The sequence below is a fragment of the Photorhabdus kleinii genome, assembly GCF_025384885.1.
Taxonomy (GTDB): Bacteria; Pseudomonadota; Gammaproteobacteria; order Enterobacterales; family Enterobacteriaceae; genus Photorhabdus; species Photorhabdus kayaii.
This window is the reverse complement of sequence record NZ_JAJAFY010000029.1, coordinates 18,475-34,972: the sequence shown is the minus strand read 5'-3', so window position 1 is coordinate 34,972 and position 16,498 is coordinate 18,475. Positions and strand designations below refer to the sequence as shown.

The 16,498-nt window shown below is 41.1% G+C and carries 14 protein-coding genes and 1 other RNA gene; 9 read left to right on the top strand and 6 right to left on the bottom strand.

Annotated elements, in window-relative coordinates; translation table 11 throughout:
* Positions 1–41 precede the first annotated feature (41 nt).
* Both LG003_RS14340 and LG003_RS14335 read left to right on the top strand, forming a co-directional pair.
* Positions 42–416, top strand: coding sequence for a ComEA family DNA-binding protein (locus LG003_RS14340; RefSeq protein ID WP_262981019.1), 375 nt, complete (start codon positions 42–44; stop codon positions 414–416).
* Between the two features lie 156 nt (positions 417–572).
* Positions 573–980, top strand: a complete 408-nt coding sequence (locus LG003_RS14335) for an acyl-CoA thioesterase (RefSeq protein ID WP_112877936.1) — start codon at positions 573–575, stop codon at positions 978–980.
* Between the two features lie 28 nt (positions 981–1,008).
* On the opposite strand, the gene queC is transcribed toward LG003_RS14335, so the two are convergent.
* Positions 1,009–1,707 (bottom strand): 7-cyano-7-deazaguanine synthase QueC, encoded by a 699-nt coding sequence (queC, locus tag LG003_RS14330; protein ID WP_112877937.1) that lies wholly within the window; start codon positions 1,705–1,707, stop codon positions 1,009–1,011.
* A 32-nt stretch (positions 1,708–1,739) separates the two neighbouring features.
* Positions 1,740–2,792, bottom strand: a complete 1,053-nt coding sequence (locus tag LG003_RS14325; RefSeq protein ID WP_112877938.1) for a PLP-dependent cysteine synthase family protein — start codon at positions 2,790–2,792, stop codon at positions 1,740–1,742.
* 127 nt (positions 2,793–2,919) lie between these two features.
* On the opposite strand from LG003_RS14325, the gene LG003_RS14320 reads away from it, so the two are divergent.
* From LG003_RS14320 to amtB, 5 genes are all read left to right on the top strand, one after another.
* Positions 2,920–3,381, top strand: coding sequence for an Lrp/AsnC family transcriptional regulator (locus tag LG003_RS14320; protein ID WP_112877939.1), 462 nt, complete (start codon positions 2,920–2,922; stop codon positions 3,379–3,381).
* An 86-nt stretch (positions 3,382–3,467) separates the two neighbouring features.
* Entirely contained in the window at positions 3,468–5,237 is a 1,770-nt protein-coding gene (locus LG003_RS14315) for a SmdA family multidrug ABC transporter permease/ATP-binding protein (protein ID WP_112877940.1), read from the top strand.
* Positions 5,230–7,014: a SmdB family multidrug efflux ABC transporter permease/ATP-binding protein gene (locus tag LG003_RS14310; RefSeq protein ID WP_262981018.1), complete on the top strand. Its 1,785-nt coding sequence runs from the start codon at positions 5,230–5,232 to the stop codon at positions 7,012–7,014. Before LG003_RS14315 ends, LG003_RS14310 begins: the two co-directional genes overlap by 8 nt.
* 177 nt (positions 7,015–7,191) lie before the next feature.
* Positions 7,192–7,530, top strand: coding sequence for a P-II family nitrogen regulator (glnK, locus tag LG003_RS14305; RefSeq protein ID WP_049582557.1), 339 nt, complete (start codon positions 7,192–7,194; stop codon positions 7,528–7,530).
* A gap of 22 nt (positions 7,531–7,552) precedes the next feature.
* Entirely contained in the window at positions 7,553–8,836 is a 1,284-nt protein-coding gene (gene amtB, locus LG003_RS14300) for an ammonium transporter AmtB (protein ID WP_112877994.1), read from the top strand.
* 72 nt (positions 8,837–8,908) lie between these two features.
* On the opposite strand, the gene tesB is transcribed toward amtB, so the two are convergent.
* A complete protein-coding gene (tesB, locus tag LG003_RS14295) occupies positions 8,909–9,772 on the bottom strand; it encodes an acyl-CoA thioesterase II (protein ID WP_112877942.1) in 864 nt (287 codons plus the stop codon).
* A gap of 250 nt (positions 9,773–10,022) precedes the next feature.
* Between tesB and LG003_RS14290 the strand changes: the two genes are divergently transcribed.
* Both LG003_RS14290 and ffs read left to right on the top strand, forming a co-directional pair.
* Positions 10,023–10,469: a YbaY family lipoprotein gene (locus LG003_RS14290; RefSeq protein WP_262981017.1), complete on the top strand. Its 447-nt coding sequence runs from the start codon at positions 10,023–10,025 to the stop codon at positions 10,467–10,469.
* 133 nt (positions 10,470–10,602) lie between these two features.
* Positions 10,603–10,699: signal recognition particle sRNA small type (gene ffs / locus LG003_RS14285), an RNA gene on the top strand.
* Between the two features lie 81 nt (positions 10,700–10,780).
* Here the strand turns inward: ffs and LG003_RS14280 are convergent.
* The 3 genes from LG003_RS14280 to LG003_RS14270 form a co-directional block, all read right to left on the bottom strand.
* Positions 10,781–10,984 (bottom strand): HHA domain-containing protein, encoded by a 204-nt coding sequence (locus tag LG003_RS14280; RefSeq protein ID WP_011147992.1) that lies wholly within the window; start codon positions 10,982–10,984, stop codon positions 10,781–10,783.
* Positions 10,985–12,035: 1,051 nt separating this feature from the next.
* The gene (locus tag LG003_RS14275) at positions 12,036–15,185 is read right to left on the bottom strand and encodes an efflux RND transporter permease subunit (RefSeq protein ID WP_112877944.1); all 3,150 of its coding nucleotides are present in this window, start codon (positions 15,183–15,185) and stop codon (positions 12,036–12,038) included.
* Positions 15,186–15,212: 27 nt separating this feature from the next.
* Positions 15,213–16,406: an efflux RND transporter periplasmic adaptor subunit gene (locus LG003_RS14270; protein ID WP_262981016.1), complete on the bottom strand. Its 1,194-nt coding sequence runs from the start codon at positions 16,404–16,406 to the stop codon at positions 15,213–15,215.
* Between the last annotated feature and the right edge of the window lie 92 nt (positions 16,407–16,498).

Sequence of the window (16,498 nt, the reverse complement as noted above, 5' to 3'; positions counted from 1 at the left end):
GCAATCTTTTTCTCGCTAATAAAACATGGAGGAATTCATATATGAAAAAATCGGGAATTTTATCTGTTCTGGTTGCTGGCTTGCTTTATGCGTGTGGCGGACAATTTGCGATTGCCGCCGAACAAGTAAAAGACAAAGTAGCTAAAACAGTCAGTATTACTAGCCATTCTTCATCAGAAAAGCAGCTACAGCAGCAGGAAGCTTTGAAAGTAGAGGAAAAAGGAAAGGTGAATATTAATACTGCAAGTGCAGAAGAGTTAGCAAAAGCACTGAATGGTATTGGAGTAAAAAAAGCACAGGGGATTGTTGAATATCGGGAAAAACATGGTGCATTTACTACGGTGGAACAATTACAAGAGGTTCAGGGAATAGGGCCAGTTTTCGTTGAACGAAACAGAAATAAGTTAAGCTACTAGTATATATTTCCCTCATCCTTATTCATGATTTATTTTGTGAATGAGGATGTTGTGATCAAGGTTGCAAATAAATCACTTTAATTAGTATGAATTTTTTGTTTTGCTATTGTGAAATCAGCTTGATCAGACGAGTGACATTAACATTAAGGCAATATTATGAGTTCAGTTATAAAAGTTCATGGTTATCATATAGATTTATTTCAACATGTGAACAATGCTCGCTACTTGGAATTTCTAGAAAGTGCTCGATGGGAGTGGCTGCATAAACACTCTGTAGTGGAATGGATACAGAAAAACAATGTTGGGTTTGCAGTGGTTAATATTAATATTAATTATCGCAGTTCAGCGGTTCTTGGTGATGAATTAGAGGTGGATTGCCGGTTGACGGAGCTGAGAAACAGGAGTGGCGTATTTTCTCAAGAAATTATACGCAAGAGGAATAATCAACTCATTGCAGATGCTAAAACTACGTTTGTCTGGATTGATAGGAAAACACAAAGAGCTTTGTCTATTGAAGGTGAATTACGTGAAATAATGGGAGTTTTGGTGCAAACAGGACAATGAGAGGAAAAAGCTCTCATTGCCATTTGGATTAAACTAAATGTGTTTTTGCTTTCATTTCAGTCATAATTTTCTCAGGCGCATTGAGATATTGTTCTAATCCGTTAGCTCTGAGATGACAAGCTGCACATGTACCACACCCATTACCTTGAATACCGTTGTAGCAAGTCAATGTCTGACTACGAATAAAGTCTAAATGCTGGTAGTAGTCGGACAATGCCCAAGTTTCAGCTTTGTTGAGCCACATCAATGGCGTCTCAAAGCGGATATTACGGGCAATGCCAAGGCTTACTGCTTTATTCAGTGCCTTGACAAATTCATCACGGCAATCAGGGTAGCCGGAAAAATCAGTTTCGCATACGCCGGTAATGACTGCTTCGGCTTCAACTTGGTAAGCATATATAGCAGCCAGCGTCAGGAATAAGATATTACGGCCAGGGACAAATGTACTGGGTATGGCACTTTTTTCACTTTCATTGTAATCGGGAACAGGAATATTATCACGAGTCAGACTGCTGAGAGCCAATTCGTTAAGTAATGTGACATCCAGTACTTTATGTGCGACAGCACCAAGAGAATGACTGATATTACGTGCAACATCAATTTCGGCACGATGGCGTTGACCATAATCAAAAGTGACACAATGTACTTCATCATATTGATTAATTGCCTGAATCAGGCAGGTAGTGGAATCTTGCCCCCCACTGAATACAACAACAGCTCGTCTCATTGTAACATCCTCATTGGAATAAAATGGTTATGTTACTTATAACTACAGAAATTGGGTAGTTGTTTGAGATAAGGTGAGATATCGCCGATGTTATTTTTTACCCAATCTGGATTGTAATAAGTATCGAGATAACGTTCACCACTGTCGCACAGTAAAGTTACTATTGCACCTTGTTCTCCACGCTCATGCATTTGGTTAGCAAGCAGAAGAGCTCCCCAGACATTAGTCCCCGTAGATGCGCCAACTTTTCTGCCTAGTAATTTTTCCAACCAGTAAATTGTTGCAATGCTGGCGCAATCGGGTATTTGGATCATGTCATCAATGACTGAGGGAATAAAAGAAGGCTCTGCTCTAGGGCGGCCAATACCCTCAATCTTGCTGCTATAATTGCCACGAATATCACAGCAATTTTGACGGTAATAGTCATAAAATATAGAGTTTTCTGGATCGACAACAATCAGTTTAGTGTTATGCCCTTGGTAACGGATATAGCGTCCTAAAGTTGCAGAAGTTCCCCCAGTACCAGCGCTCATAACAATATAATCTGGCTCAGGAAATGGTTCCATTTGCATCTGGCGAAAAATACTTTCAGCAATATTGTTGTTACCTCGCCAGTCTGTTGCTCGTTCGGCGTAGGTAAATTGATCCATATAATGACCATTTAGTTCTTTCGCTAGTCGTTCTGACTCGTCATATATTTGTGCTGAATGGTTAACAAAATGGCATTTACCCCCATAAAATTCAATTTCCTGAATTTTACGTTTCGCAGTGTATGAGGGCATAACAGCAATAAAAGGTAGCCCAAGCAGGCGGGCAAAATAGGCTTCGGATACAGCAGAGCTACCCGATGAGGATTCAATAACCGGGGTACCTTCCTTTATCCAACCATTACTAAGTGCGTAAAGGAATAAAGAACGAGCAAGCCTATGTTTCAGACTGCCGGTTGGATGGGTGCTTTCATCTTTTAGATATAAATGGATGCCTGGAAAAACTGGCAAATTAAGGCGGATAAGATGAGTGTCAGAGCTGCGTTGATGGTCTGCTTGAATCTCTCTGATTGCCTTGGTGGTCCAACTGTGTGACATTAATTATTAACTCTATAATTTAAAAGTAATTGGCAGCGGGTAGATTAACTTGATACTGGGAGAAATAGATTGTTATTTTTCTTAATATATGGTTTCTTTGTAGGAAAATTTTCTATAAGAGGTAGCTATGTTGGATAAAACAGACCGCAAGTTGCTTAAGTTACTACAGAAAGATTGTAGCCTGTCTCTGAATGCATTGGCGGAAGCTGTTAATCTTACCTCTACTCCTTGTTGGAAACGGTTAAAACGACTTGAAGATGAAGGCTATATCGTTGGCAAAGTTGCTTTGCTTGATAGCGAAAAATTAGGATTAGGGCTGACAGTGATTGTTATGATCAGAACTCAGCAGCATAGCAGTGGTTGGTATGAGCAATTTGTTGCATTTATAAAGCAAATGCCAGAAGTCTTGGCTTTTTATCGTATGGCTGGTGAGTGTGATTATTTAATGCACGTAGAAGTTGTGGATATGAAAAGTTATGATCTTTTCTACAAGCGTATGGTTAATGGTATTCCCGGGTTGATTGATGTGACATCGAGTTTTGCAATGGAAAAAATCAAATACACTACAGCATTACCGATACCAGATTAACCAATTATTAATTCATTGCGTTAGATCAATTATTCTGAGTGTCGTTCAACATTTTTACTATCTATTTCATTTCGGGATATACACGTGTGAGATTGTTTTCTCAATTAAGTTGGTATTTCTGTAGCGAGTGGCGTCGCTATCTTGGGGCAGTGACTCTGCTTATTATTATTTCTATTCTACTACTCATTCCTCCCTATCTGGTGGGTGTAATCGTTGATGGGATCAGCACTGCGTCTATGTCGTTTTACCAATTGATGGTGTGGGCGGGTGTTATACTGGTTATCGCATTGATTGTCTATATCTTGCGTTATATATGGCGTTTATGGTTGTTTGGGGCGTCATATCAATTAGCAGTGAAATTGCGGAATAATTTTTACCAGCAACTTAGCCGACAAAGCCCTGAATTTTATTTGCGTCACCGCACGGGAGATTTAATGGCTCGTGCGACTAATGATGTGGATCGGGTAGTATTTGCGGCCGGTGAAGGCGTGCTTACGTTAGTTGATTCACTAGTTATGGGTTGTGCAGTGCTGATTATGATGAGTATACAAATTAGTTGGCAATTAACTTTACTGTCTCTGTTACCTATGCCGATCATGGCAATCATTATTAAACGATATGGTGATCAACTTCATCGACGCTTTAAATCTGCACAAGGGGCATTTTCTGCTCTTAATAACCAGGCTCAGGAGAGTCTGACCAGTATTCGTATGATTAAGGCGTTCGGCCTTGAAGATTTGCAATCAAATCAGTTTGAACAAGTTGCAGTGGAAGCCGGTCGTAAGAATATGTATGTTGCCAGGGTGGATGCTCGATTTGATCCGACAATTTTTATTGCCATCGGTATGTCAAACTTACTAGCTATCGGTGGTGGTAGTTGGATGGTGTTGAATGGTGTTTTAACACTTGGTGAGCTTACCAGTTTTGTGATGTACCTTGGCTTAATGATTTGGCCAATGTTAGCGCTGGCATGGATGTTTAATATCGTTGAACGGGGAAGTGCCGCTTATAGTCGTATCCGTAGTTTGTTACAAGAGCCCCCGGTCATTGAGGATGGTATTGGTCATTTATTGCCTGAACGCGGTATTCTGGATGTGAATATCAAAGCGTTTAATTATCCGCAAAGTAATAAAACTGTTCTCAGTCAAATTAATTTCCAGTTATTACCTGGACAGTTATTAGGGATCTGTGGCCCAACTGGTTCAGGTAAGAGCACACTACTTGCGCTGATACAGAGACAATTTGATGTGACTGATGGAGAAATTCTTTTCCAGTCGCTCAAAATTGCGGATATTAAGTTAGATGAATGGCGGGCACGATTTGCTGTTGTCAATCAAACCCCCTTTTTATTTTCAGATACTGTTGCCAGTAATATCGCTTTGGGACGTACTGATGCAACACAGGAACAGATTGAAGAAGTTGCCCGCCTTGCCAATGTTCATGAAGATATTCTTCGTTTGCCTGAGGGGTATCAGACAGAAGTCGGCGAGCGAGGGGTAATGCTTTCTGGTGGGCAGAAGCAGCGTATTTCCATTGCAAGAGCATTACTTTTAGATGCAGAGATTTTGATTCTGGATGATGCTTTATCTGCGGTTGATGGGCAAACTGAACACAATATTTTACAAAACCTCAGTCAGTGGAGGCAACAACGGACGGTTATTATTAGTGCTCACCGCCTGTCTGCATTAACTGATGCTGATAATATTCTGGTGATGCAGCAAGGTTCTGTTATACATCAGGGACGGCATCAGCAACTGGCGGAGCAGCCAGGATGGTATCGTGATATGTATTATTATCAGCAACTTGAAGCAGCATTGGATGATGAGGAAACAGTAGAGGGAGATAAAGATGACTAAAGTTAGTCAATTGTGGCCGTCTCTGAAACGTCTGCTAGTTTATGGCAAGAATTATCGTAAGCCGTTGGGGCTAGCTGTACTCATGTTATGGGGGGCTGCAATTGCGGAAGTCAGTGGTCCAGTTCTCATTAGTTACTTTATCGATAATATGGTTGCAACGGGTAATATGCCTGCCAGGGTGGTTATCGGGTTGGCGGTAACTTTTATTATTCTGCAACTGATTACGGCTGTATTACATTATTTTCAGGCTTTATTGTTCAATCAAGTGTCAGTTGATGTGGTTCAGCAGCTTCGTACTGATGTGATGAATGCAGCATTGCGTCAGCCTCTGAGTGCTTTTGATAATCAACCGGTAGGGCAGTTGATTTCCCGTGTAACGAATGATACTGAAGTCATTAAAGATCTTTATGTCAATGTAGTTCCTACGGTATTTCGCAGCATGGCATTGATTGGTGCGATGCTGATTGCTATGTTTATATTGGAATGGCGCATGGCATTGATTGCAATTCTTATTTTTCCTGTCGTATTGATTGTTATGGCGATATATCAGCATTTTAGTACACCAATTGTCCGTCGGGTACGTAGTTATTTGGCTGATATTAATGATGAGTTTAACGAAGTCATTAATGGAATGAGTGTTGTTCAGCAGTTCCGGCAGCAGGCGCGTTTTGGTGAACGTATGTTATCAACCAGTCGGACTCATTATCAGGCGAGAATGCAAGCGTTGAGATTAGATGGGCTTTTGTTACGCCCATTACTGAGTTTGCTATCTGCTATGGTATTGTGCGGTCTTATCGTGTTGTTTGGAATTAGTGGGCCAGGGGCGATTGGTGTCGGGGTATTGTATGCTTTTATTAATTATTTGGGGCGGTTGAATGAACCACTGATTGAATTGACATCTCAGCAATCGATTCTGCAACAAGCTGTCGTTTCTGGTGAAAGAATATTTGAGTTAATGGATAGCCCTCAACAAGGTTATGGCATGGATAGTCAGCCACTGTCCAGTGGTCGAATTGATATAGAAAATGTCAGTTTTTCCTACAGGCATGGAAAAATAATTTTGCAAGATATTAATTTACAGGTTCCGGCTCATGGTTTTGTTGCTTTGGTTGGTCATACTGGCAGTGGTAAAAGTACGCTGGCAAATTTGCTGATGGGGTATTACCCGTGGCAGAAAGGGGAAATTTATCTTGATAGTCGGCCTGTATCATCTCTGTCTCATTCGGTATTACGCAATGGTGTGGCAATAGTTCAGCAGGACCCGGTTGTTCTTGTGGGCTCTTTCTTTGACAATATTACGCTTGGTCGGAATATTTCAGAAGAGAAGGTTTGGCAAGTACTGGAAACTGTTCAATTAGCTGGGTTAGTACGTACATTGCCTGATGGACTTCATACTATCTTGGGAGAGCAGGGTAATACGTTGGCAGCCGGTCAAAAACAATTGCTTGCTATGGCGAGAGTGTTAGTGCAAACGCCACAAATTTTGATCCTTGATGAAGCGACTGCAAATATTGATTCTGGTACGGAACAGGCGGTACAACAGGCTTTGAGATTGATTCGTCAACAAACAACATTGATCGTGATTGCTCATCGTTTGTCTACTATTGTGGAGGCTGATACTATTCTGGTGCTGCATCGTGGTGCAGTTGTTGAACAGGGATGCCATCAACAATTATTTGTGAGTCGTGGACGTTACTATCAGATGTATCAGTTGCAACAAGTAGGTGAGACATTAAATGAATGTGGCACAATCGCTGAGAAAGAGGTGCTAATTTAATCAAGCTTGCACTGATTCGGTGCACTCACGGGAGAGTATATTCGCTGCTCTCCTCCCTTCTTAATTCTCCATAATTTTTACTCTCTTTATTATTTGATTTTTATATGTTTTTAATTTCTGGCACGCCCTTTGCTATTTCCTTATTGAAAACATAATAGCCGGATGGAAGGGGGATGTATGAAGCTCATTACGACAATTATAAAACCATTCAAATTGGAGGATATTCGGGAAGTTCTCTCTGGTCTTGGTGTTCAGGGGTTGACCATAACAGAGGTAAAAGGATTTGGGCGTCAGAAAGGACATGCGGAGCTTTATCGTGGAGCGGAATATAGTGTCAATTTTTTACCTAAAATAAAGATAGATATTGCTGTAGCAGATGAATTGGTTGAGGAGGTAATTCATGCTATTCAGCAATCAGCTTTCACTGGAAAAGTTGGCGACGGTAAAATCTTTGTCATCGAATTGCAACAGGCTATTCGTATTAGAACAGGAGAAACTAACGATGCGGCACTGTAACTCACTGATAGAGAAGATAGATATGAAAAGAAAATTCTCTGTGGCTGCCGGTATTGTAGCCAGTTGCTTACCATCATTATCTCAGGCAGCGGAAGGTGTTGTTGATAAAGCTGATAATGCTTTTATGATGATTTGTACAGTCCTTGTTCTGTTTATGACGATTCCAGGAATTGCTCTGTTTTATGGTGGATTGCTACGGAATAAAAATGTTTTATCGTTAATGGCTCAGGTCATGGTGAGCTTTGCTTTAGTATGTGTATTATGGGTGATTTACGGTTACAGCTTGGCTTTTGAGCCAGGGAATGGTTTTTTCGGTGGTGTTAGTCAAGTGATGCTAAAAAATTTGGCATTCACTGACTTAAGTGGCAATTTTTATCAGCTAATTCATGTGGCATTTCAGGGTTCTTTCGCTTGTATCACAGTTGCTTTGATTATTGGTGCGTTAGGGGAGCGTATTCGCTTTCCGGCTTTGTTAGTTTTTAGTGTGCTGTGGTTGACATTTTCTTACCTGCCTATGGCGCATATGGTTTGGGGTGGGGGTGTGCTTTCACAAGATGGAGCATTGGATTTTGCTGGTGGTACGGTTGTTCATATTAATGCTGCTGTAGCTGGATTGGTTGGTGCTTACTTACTGGGAAAACGTACTGGCTTTGGGAAAGAAGCATTTAAACCCCATAACTTGCCGATGGTCTTCACTGGTACTGCTGTGCTCTATATTGGTTGGTTTGGTTTTAATGCTGGTTCTGCTAGTGCTGCTAATGAGATAGCTGCTCTAGCATTTTTAAATACCATTGTGGCGACTGCCGCCGCTATCCTGTCATGGGTTTTTGCAGAATGGTTTTTCCGTAATAAACCGTCTCTTTTAGGGGCATGTTCAGGCTGTATTGCTGGGCTGGTTGGTATTACACCTGCGGCGGGAATGGTTGGTGTTGGTGGTGCATTAATCATTGGTCTGATCGCGGGTTTTACCGGACTTTGGGGGGTGGTGGCCTTAAAACGGTGGTTACGTGTTGACGATGTGTGTGATGTATTCGGCATACACGGCGTATGTGGGATCGTAGGTTGCCTCCTAACAGGGGTTTTTACGGCTAAATCTTTGGGAGGGACAGGCCATGCAGAGGGTATAACCATGTTGGAACAAGTTGGTATTCAGGCTTTTAGTATACTGGTTTGTGTGATTTGGTCAGTCGTTGTTGCCTTTATTGCTTTTAAAATAGCAGATCTGTTGGTAGGGCTGAGGGTTACGGTTGAAATTGAAAGGGAAGGGTTGGATATTAATTCTCACGGAGAGAGTGCTTATAATTAAGTTGTAATATAAAAGGGCAGCAATAAGGCCATAAAATGTAATGCTGGTTTCTTAGTTTGCTGCCTTATTCATTTATCTATTGCGTTTCCTAATCAGACCTTCCTGTACAGTGGAAGCAACAAGTATCCCTTCACGATTATAAATCTGTCCCCGAACAAAACCACGGGCACCGGAAGCTGACGGACTATCTACAGCATATAGCAGCCAGTCGTCTAGTCTAAACGGGCGGTGGAACCACATAGAATGGTCAATTGTTGCTATCTGAATATTTTTCTCAAGGAACCCGACACCATGTGGCTGTAATGCTGTTGGCAGAAAGTTAAAATCGGAGGCATAGCCAAGTAGATATTGATGAATAAAAGGATTATCAGGCATATTGCCGTTACTGCGGAACCAAACATAGCGTATAGGCTCTTCTGGTGGACAATTGAATGGACTGTGATATTTTACGGGTCTCATTTCTAATGGGCAGGGAAAAAGAAGAGTATTCTGCATCTTTTGTGGCAGTAGATGCGACATTTTTTTCACGATTTCATCCTGAGGGATAAGTTCTTCTGGATAGGGTACATCCGGCATTATATTTTGGTGTTCAAAACTTTCTTCGTGACTTTGAAATGAGGCAGTCATATAAAAGATAGGCTTACCATTCTGAATTGCACTAACTCGCCGGGCACTAAAACTTCCTCCATCACGCAAAACCTCAACATCATAGACGATAGGTTTGTGACTGTCACCGGGGCGTAAGAAATAGCTATGGAAAGAGTTGCCCATTCGGTCATCGACAACGGTTTGTTTGGCAGCATACAGTGCCTGACCAATCACTTGTCCTCCGAAAACCTGAGGAAAACCGAGATCTTCGCTTTGCCCTCGGTAAATACCTTCCTCAATTTTTTCCAATTTCATCAAATTTATCAGATTCTGTAATGACTTGCTCATAATATGCCTTTGTTTTCTATTAGGTTATCGAGAGTACAAGGGATGATTATTGTCTCATTAATAGATGATTAATAAATAACTAAATTGTAAATGTTTTAAGTCCTAACAGCAGTGCAATAAAGAATGTGAGATTTATTGGCGTCTTATGTTCAAATTTTTAATCTATAATTCAAATGATTTAGATTTAATGATTTGATACTTCAATTTATTTTAATATTTATATAGATTAGTTAATAATGGAGGAATGTGTATGAAATTATGGCAGTTCCCCGCTGGCGTATTACTAGCGGTTGCTTTGGTTGGGTGTAATGCCAAAGGTGCTGAGGTAGTAGATGCTCAGGTGGGAAAGATTGAAAATCCAATGAAACGGTCTTTTGTTGAAGGTAATATTAATATACTACAGCGTATAGCATTGCCAGCAGATGCTGTTCTGACAGTGGCGTTATCTGATGTATCTTTGGCTGATGCACCTTCAGTTATTCTGTCTCAGAAGGTAGAGCGTTTAGGTGGGAAACAATCACCTTTCCATTTTGTTTTGCCTTATCAGCCAAACAAAATTAAGCCGAATGCACGCATTGTTGTCAGAGCTTCTGTTTCGCTGCATAGCCGCTTGATGTTTGTTACAGATACCGCATATGAAGTGATTAATAATGGGAAGACTAAAGATGTCGAAATTACGTTGAAAGCCGTTAGATAATACATTTCCTTATTGTATTGATTTGCAATGTGCAATAAATCAGCATTCGGGTCTGCCTGTCTTGCTATTTAAGTAGGTATGAATGATAATGGCACCGCTTTAGAGTTAAAGCAACACGTCACAATGGGGGCTCTGTTGGTTCTCCCGCAACGCTAACTTGTTAACTTGGTCAGGTCCGGAAGGAAGCAGCCATAGCAGGGGATGTGTGTGCCGGGATGCCGCTGGCAGAGCCCTCGCCAATTTCATTGGTAACCTAATAAGCCGATAGCACTTTACCGGCTCGGATCACTTTCTATCTGATAAAGACTATTTTAGCGAACATATTTCCATACTGAAGGTGGAATTCTATCATACAGTTTATTCATGGTCAGCTCAGCCAGGCGGTGATCCGCAGCAGAGTAGAATAGTTCAAGTTCATCTCCTGAAAGTTCATATTTGTTCTTTTCAATTACACGTTCCAGTGTATCAATCGTGGTGCATTTTCTTAAACGCATCAGATAATCAGTTTTAGTCATAATCGCCTTTCTTATTTAACATATATAAAAAATTATTGAGGGAAATATTCAATCAAATTTTGCTCAAGGAGCAATTTAAATCCTGTAACAGGACGCTGGTTAAGCGTTCATTAGTTTTTTTACCATTCCATAAGTTTAGAAACGCTAATCTTAATTTGTTTCCAAACAAAGTATAAGTATATGTATTATCAATACATTTATCAATTCAAGTGAGAAGACTGAAATCATCAGAATATTTTATTTTAAAGTACCAAACGAAAGTTGATATGTATTCAATCTATTTGTTTAGCTTTAAAATCTCCTGAAATGTAGAAGCTATTTCCACAACCAGTCTCATCTCTGTGTACTCTGCACTAGAAGTGCTTCTTGCCTTAGATTTTCACATAAGCATTCTAATTCATCAATATTATGTCATCTTGAGTGAATATTCATCCATGCTATGTTGATCTTGATGTATATGCCATTACTTAATTTTTCGAGTTAAACACTAAGCATATACACGTATTATAAATTTTTTTCGAGAGATTATTATTATGTATCTATAATCGTTCTTTGGGATTATTTATCTTTTCTACAGATGGCTCTGATTTGCTTCTAGTAAATCAGAATCAGCTCTTAACAAAATTCATACCTTAACTCAATAAACTATAAATAGCGGCTAGTATGTGTGAGTTAATATGTAGGTTTATATAAAACAGTATTTCCCTCAGATACCAGTAACGGCAGATTATAGCCTGATGGCTACAATAATCAATGAATATAACATCATTATTACATAAGTCACTATGTGCTGGTATTGTTTTTTGTCATTTAGTGTAAAAAAAGATAAAGTAATTTTTGTCCGACAACTTTCATATTAATTTTATTAAAGTTACTAATGCTTGGATTTTTAAAGCTATTTTATACTCATAAGTGGTGATTATAATTAAATTTAAACGAAATTACTTAAATATTAAGCGGATAGATTAATGATCAGAATCTTGTCAGATGTAGGCAACGATTATATTTAAGAAGGCCGATTTGACGGCCTTCTGGTTATTGTTGGTAGCATTTAATGAGATTCTGATGCGAGTTCAATCTCCTCCGCTTTCTTACTGAAACGTCGTCTTATAACCACAAAGAATACCGGCACGAAAAAGATGGCTAGCGAGGTTGCTGCAATCATTCCGCCTAATACCCCAGTACCCACTGCGTTTTGAGAGCCGGATCCTGCACCATTACTCAGTACTAGGGGGATAACACCTAACATAAATGCTAGTGATGTCATTAGGATTGGGCGAAGACGCATTCTTACCGCATCTAGCGTAGCTTCTATCAACCCCTTGCCCTCTTTTTCCATCAAGTCCTTGGCGAATTCAACGATGAGTATCGCGTTCTTAGCCGACAAACCGATAGTGGTCAACAAGCCAACTTTAAAGTAAACATCGTTATCTAAACCGCGGAATGTTGTTGCTAACAAGGCTCCAACGATACCTAATGGTACTACTAGCATAACTGAGAATGGAATTGACCAGCTTTCATACAGTGCAGCTAGACAGAGGAATACTACTATCAATGATAATGCATATAGAGCTGGGGCTTGATTACCAGACAGGCGTTCCTGATAGGACATACCTGTCCAGTCGAAACCGATTCCATTTGGTAACTGCGATGCTAATTCTTCCATTAAAGCCATTGCATCACCGGTACTTTTACCAGGGGCTGCTTCACCCAATATTTCCATTGATGGTAAACCGTTATAACGTTCCAGACGTGGTGAACCGTAGGTCCAGGGTTCTTTGGACGTATCTGTAAAGGCAGAGAATGGAACCATTTCACCCTGTTTATTACGGACATACAGCTTGTAAATATCACTTGGTAGCATACGATAAGGAGCTTCCGACTGAACGTAAACTTTTTTGACTCGACCGCGATCGATAAAGTCGTTTACGTAATTACTGCCAAACATCGTGCTGAGTGTAGAGTTGATATCCACGATGGAAACACCGAGAGCTTCAGCTTTTTCCTGATCGATTCTGATCCGATATTGAGGGGTATCTTCCTGACCATTAGGACGAACACCTACTAACATATCTGGATGCTGTTGTATCATGCCAAGTAATTGGTTACGGGCTTCTGTCAGTTTGTCATGTCCAAGGTTTGCTTTATCAATTAATTCAAAATCAAAGCCAGTCGCTGAACCTAACTCTACAATTGCCGGGATGTTAAACGCAAAAACCATACCTTCTTTGATTTTCTGGAAGTGAGCACTAGCCCTGGCAACAATAGCAGGTACTTTGTTTTCAGCACCTGGACGTTCACCCCAGTCTTTTAGGCTTATAAATCCCAACCCAGTGTTTTGACCTTGCCCACTAAAACCAAAGCCACTGACGGTAAATACAGAAACCACACGATCTTTTTCTTCTGTATTGAAGTAATCGCTTATTTTATCTAGAACTTTTTCTGTTTGTTCCTGTGTCGCCCCCGCAGGTAATTGAACCATTGTCAGCAATACTCCCTGATCTTCTTCGGGAAGAAAAGAGGATGGTAAACGTGTGAACATGATGGCCATACCCGCCACTAGGAATACATAAATTACCAGATAACGGCCTGTATTGCGTAGAATACGACCAATGCTGTCAGTATAGTGGTGGGTACTTTTGTCAAATATGCGGTTGAACCAGCCAAAGACGCCGGTCTGCTTACCGTGGCTACCTTTGGCAATGGGTTTCAACATGGTGGCACATAGAGCTGGTGTTAGGATTAGTGCTACCAGCACAGACAATACCATTGCAGATACGATAGTGATCGAGAATTGACGATAAATTGCACCGGTTGAACCACCGAAGAAGGCCATTGGGATAAATACAGCAGACAGCACCATTGCAATACCAACTAGGGCGCTTTGGATTTGTCCCATCGATTTCTTGGTTGCTTCTTTCGGCGATAGACCTTCTTCCTGCATAACACGTTCAACGTTTTCTACAACAACAATGGCATCATCTACCAATAAGCCAATGGCGAGAACCATAGCAAACATGGTTAATGTATTTATTGAATAGCCAAATGTAGCGAGTATTGCAAATGTTCCTAAGAGTACGACTGGAACCGCAATGGTTGGAATGAGTGTTGCACGGAAATTTTGGAGAAATAGATACATTACCACGAACACCAGCATGATGGCTTCAACCAGTGTTTTTACCACTTCGTTTATAGAGATTTTAACGAATGGTGTGGTGTCATATGGATAGACGATTTTCAGCCCGTGAGGGAAGAAAGGTTCCATATTTTTTAGCGCTTCTTTTACTGCTTTGGATGTATCCAAAGCGTTAGCGCCTGTCGCTAGTTTGACACCGATACCCGCAGCAGGTTTTCCATTATAGCGGGCAATGATGTTGTAGCTTTCTGCACCTAGTTCCACCTTTGCTACATCTTTCAGACGGACCTGAGAACCGTCAGTATTGACACGCAGAAGAATATTGCTGAACTCTTCCGGTGAGGTTAGACGTGTTTGAGCAATGATCGACGCATTCAAGCGTTGACCTGGAACCGGAGGGGTTCCCCCTAATTGACCGGCGGCTATTTGGTTATTTTGTGCTTTGATGGCATTTATTATATCCAGAGTCGTCATTTTGTAGTTAATGAGCTTGTCAGGATTTAACCAGATACGCATAGCATACTGGTTACCAAAAAGCATTGTATCACCCACACCAGTGACACGGCTCAGAGGGTCTTTGACGGTTGCACCAACATAGTCAGAGATATCGTCTTGTGACATAGAGCCATCTTCAGAGATGAATCCGGCAACCATCAAGAAAGAGGCCGTGGACTTATCTACACGTATACCTTGCTGTTGCACTTCTTGTGGTAACAGAGGCATAGCGAGTTGTAGCTTGTTTTGTACTTGTACCTGTGCAATATCGGGATCAGTACCGGCCTCAAAGGTTAGTGTAATATTCATGTTTCCAGCAGAATCACTGTCGGAAGACATATAAACTAGGTTATCGATACCATTCATGTTCTGTTCGATAACCTGTGTCACTGTGTTTTGCACAGTAGTGGCATCTGCGCCGGGATAAGTTGCAGAGATAGAAATCGCCGGTGGTGCAATAGTAGGGTATTGCGCTACGGGTAATTTCATAATTGCCAGCAGGCCAGCCAGCATGGTGATAATCGCGATTACCCATGCAAAGATTGGCCGATCTATAAAAAATTTAGGCATGAATCACTGACTCCTATGACTCCTAAATTAAGACTTTTTCGCAGGTTCAGCTTGGTTCGCAGCAGATTTTGCATTTAAGTCCACTTCTTCTGCTTTAACCGGGGTGCCGGGTTTAATTTTTTGCAAACCAGTAACGATGACCCGATCACCTGCTTTTAGACCGGAAGCTACTAGCCATTTATCACCAATAGCTTGGTTGGCAGTGATAATGCGCGGTTCGACTTTTTCGTCTGCACCAACCACCATGACAGTAGCTTCACCACGAGGTGTACGGGTAACTCCTTGCTGAGGAACCAGTATTGAATCCTGGCGAATACCTTCTTCCAGTTTTGCACGAACAAACATACCTGGAAGCAGTTCTTCATTCGGGTTAGGGAATATTGCACGGATAGTGATAGAGCCTGTTGTTTCATCTACAGTAATATCAGAGAATTCCAAGTAACCTGTTTCACTGTAGTTTTTACCATTTTCCATGATCAGGTGAACTTTAGCCTTATTGTCCCCTTTCTGCACAATACCTTTGGCGATTTCATTTTTAAGACGCAGATAATCATCACTTGACTGAGTGACATCCACATAAATCGGATCCAGTTGTTGAACAGTTGTCAGTGCTGTTGGTTGACCAACAGAAACTAGAGCGCCTTCAGTTATAGTAGATTTGCCGGAACGACCACTAATCGGTGCTGTAACTTTGGTATATGCCAAATTGATACGGGTGGTCTCTACGGCCGCTTTTGCTGCCTGTACTATAGCATTCGCTTGTGCATAGTCGGCGCTGGCTTTATCAAATTCCTGTTGACTAACATAGTTTGTACCTAACAGTGATTTATATCGGTTCACTGTCAAGCGTTCGATCTCTGCATTAGCCTGAGCTTTTGCCAAATCAGCTTTAGCTTTGTCATAGTCAGCTTGGTAAGTTGCTGGATCTATCTGATATAAAGAAGTGCCTGCTTTTACATCGCTACCTTCTTTATAATTTCGTTTCAGAATTATACCACTTACTTGTGGACGAACTTCTGCAATGCGGAAGGCTGATGTTCGGCCTGGAAGTTCCGTCGTGACCATCAGAGGTTCAGTTTTCAGCGTCACGATACCGACTTCAGGAGCCTGTTGGTTCCCAGCAACTTGCTGAGAGTCTTTGTCGTTACATCCTGAAAGAGCTAAGCTGCCTGAGAGTACCAGTACTGTAGCCAGAGGCAAGACTCCCCTGTTTATTCGCATAAGTAAACCTCAATATTTTTAGATGTTGACCCTTCAATCCGTAAAACCATTACTCCATTAACAACAGCATGCTATAATACAAACATACGTGA

Excerpts from the sequence above, each read along its gene's own strand:
- LG003_RS14280 (WP_011147992.1), bottom strand. The coding sequence starts at position 10,984 with ATGACTAAAACTGATTATCTGATGCGTTTAAGAAAATGCACCACGATT.
- glnK (WP_049582557.1), top strand. The coding sequence starts at position 7,192 with ATGAAGCTCATTACGACAATTATAAAACCATTCAAATTGGAGGATATT.
- LG003_RS14325 (WP_112877938.1), bottom strand. The coding sequence starts at position 2,792 with ATGTCACACAGTTGGACCACCAAGGCAATCAGAGAGATTCAAGCAGAC.
- LG003_RS14270 (WP_262981016.1), bottom strand. The coding sequence starts at position 16,406 with ATGCGAATAAACAGGGGAGTCTTGCCTCTGGCTACAGTACTGGTACTC.
- tesB (WP_112877942.1), bottom strand. The coding sequence starts at position 9,772 with ATGAGCAAGTCATTACAGAATCTGATAAATTTGATGAAATTGGAAAAA.
- LG003_RS14340 (WP_262981019.1), top strand. The coding sequence starts at position 42 with ATGAAAAAATCGGGAATTTTATCTGTTCTGGTTGCTGGCTTGCTTTAT.
- LG003_RS14290 (WP_262981017.1), top strand. The coding sequence starts at position 10,023 with ATGAAATTATGGCAGTTCCCCGCTGGCGTATTACTAGCGGTTGCTTTG.
- LG003_RS14320 (WP_112877939.1), top strand. The coding sequence starts at position 2,920 with ATGTTGGATAAAACAGACCGCAAGTTGCTTAAGTTACTACAGAAAGAT.
- amtB (WP_112877994.1), top strand. The coding sequence starts at position 7,553 with ATGAAAAGAAAATTCTCTGTGGCTGCCGGTATTGTAGCCAGTTGCTTA.
- queC (WP_112877937.1), bottom strand. The coding sequence starts at position 1,707 with ATGAGACGAGCTGTTGTTGTATTCAGTGGGGGGCAAGATTCCACTACC.
- LG003_RS14335 (WP_112877936.1), top strand. The coding sequence starts at position 573 with ATGAGTTCAGTTATAAAAGTTCATGGTTATCATATAGATTTATTTCAA.
- LG003_RS14275 (WP_112877944.1), bottom strand. The coding sequence starts at position 15,185 with ATGCCTAAATTTTTTATAGATCGGCCAATCTTTGCATGGGTAATCGCG.
- LG003_RS14310 (WP_262981018.1), top strand. The coding sequence starts at position 5,230 with ATGACTAAAGTTAGTCAATTGTGGCCGTCTCTGAAACGTCTGCTAGTT.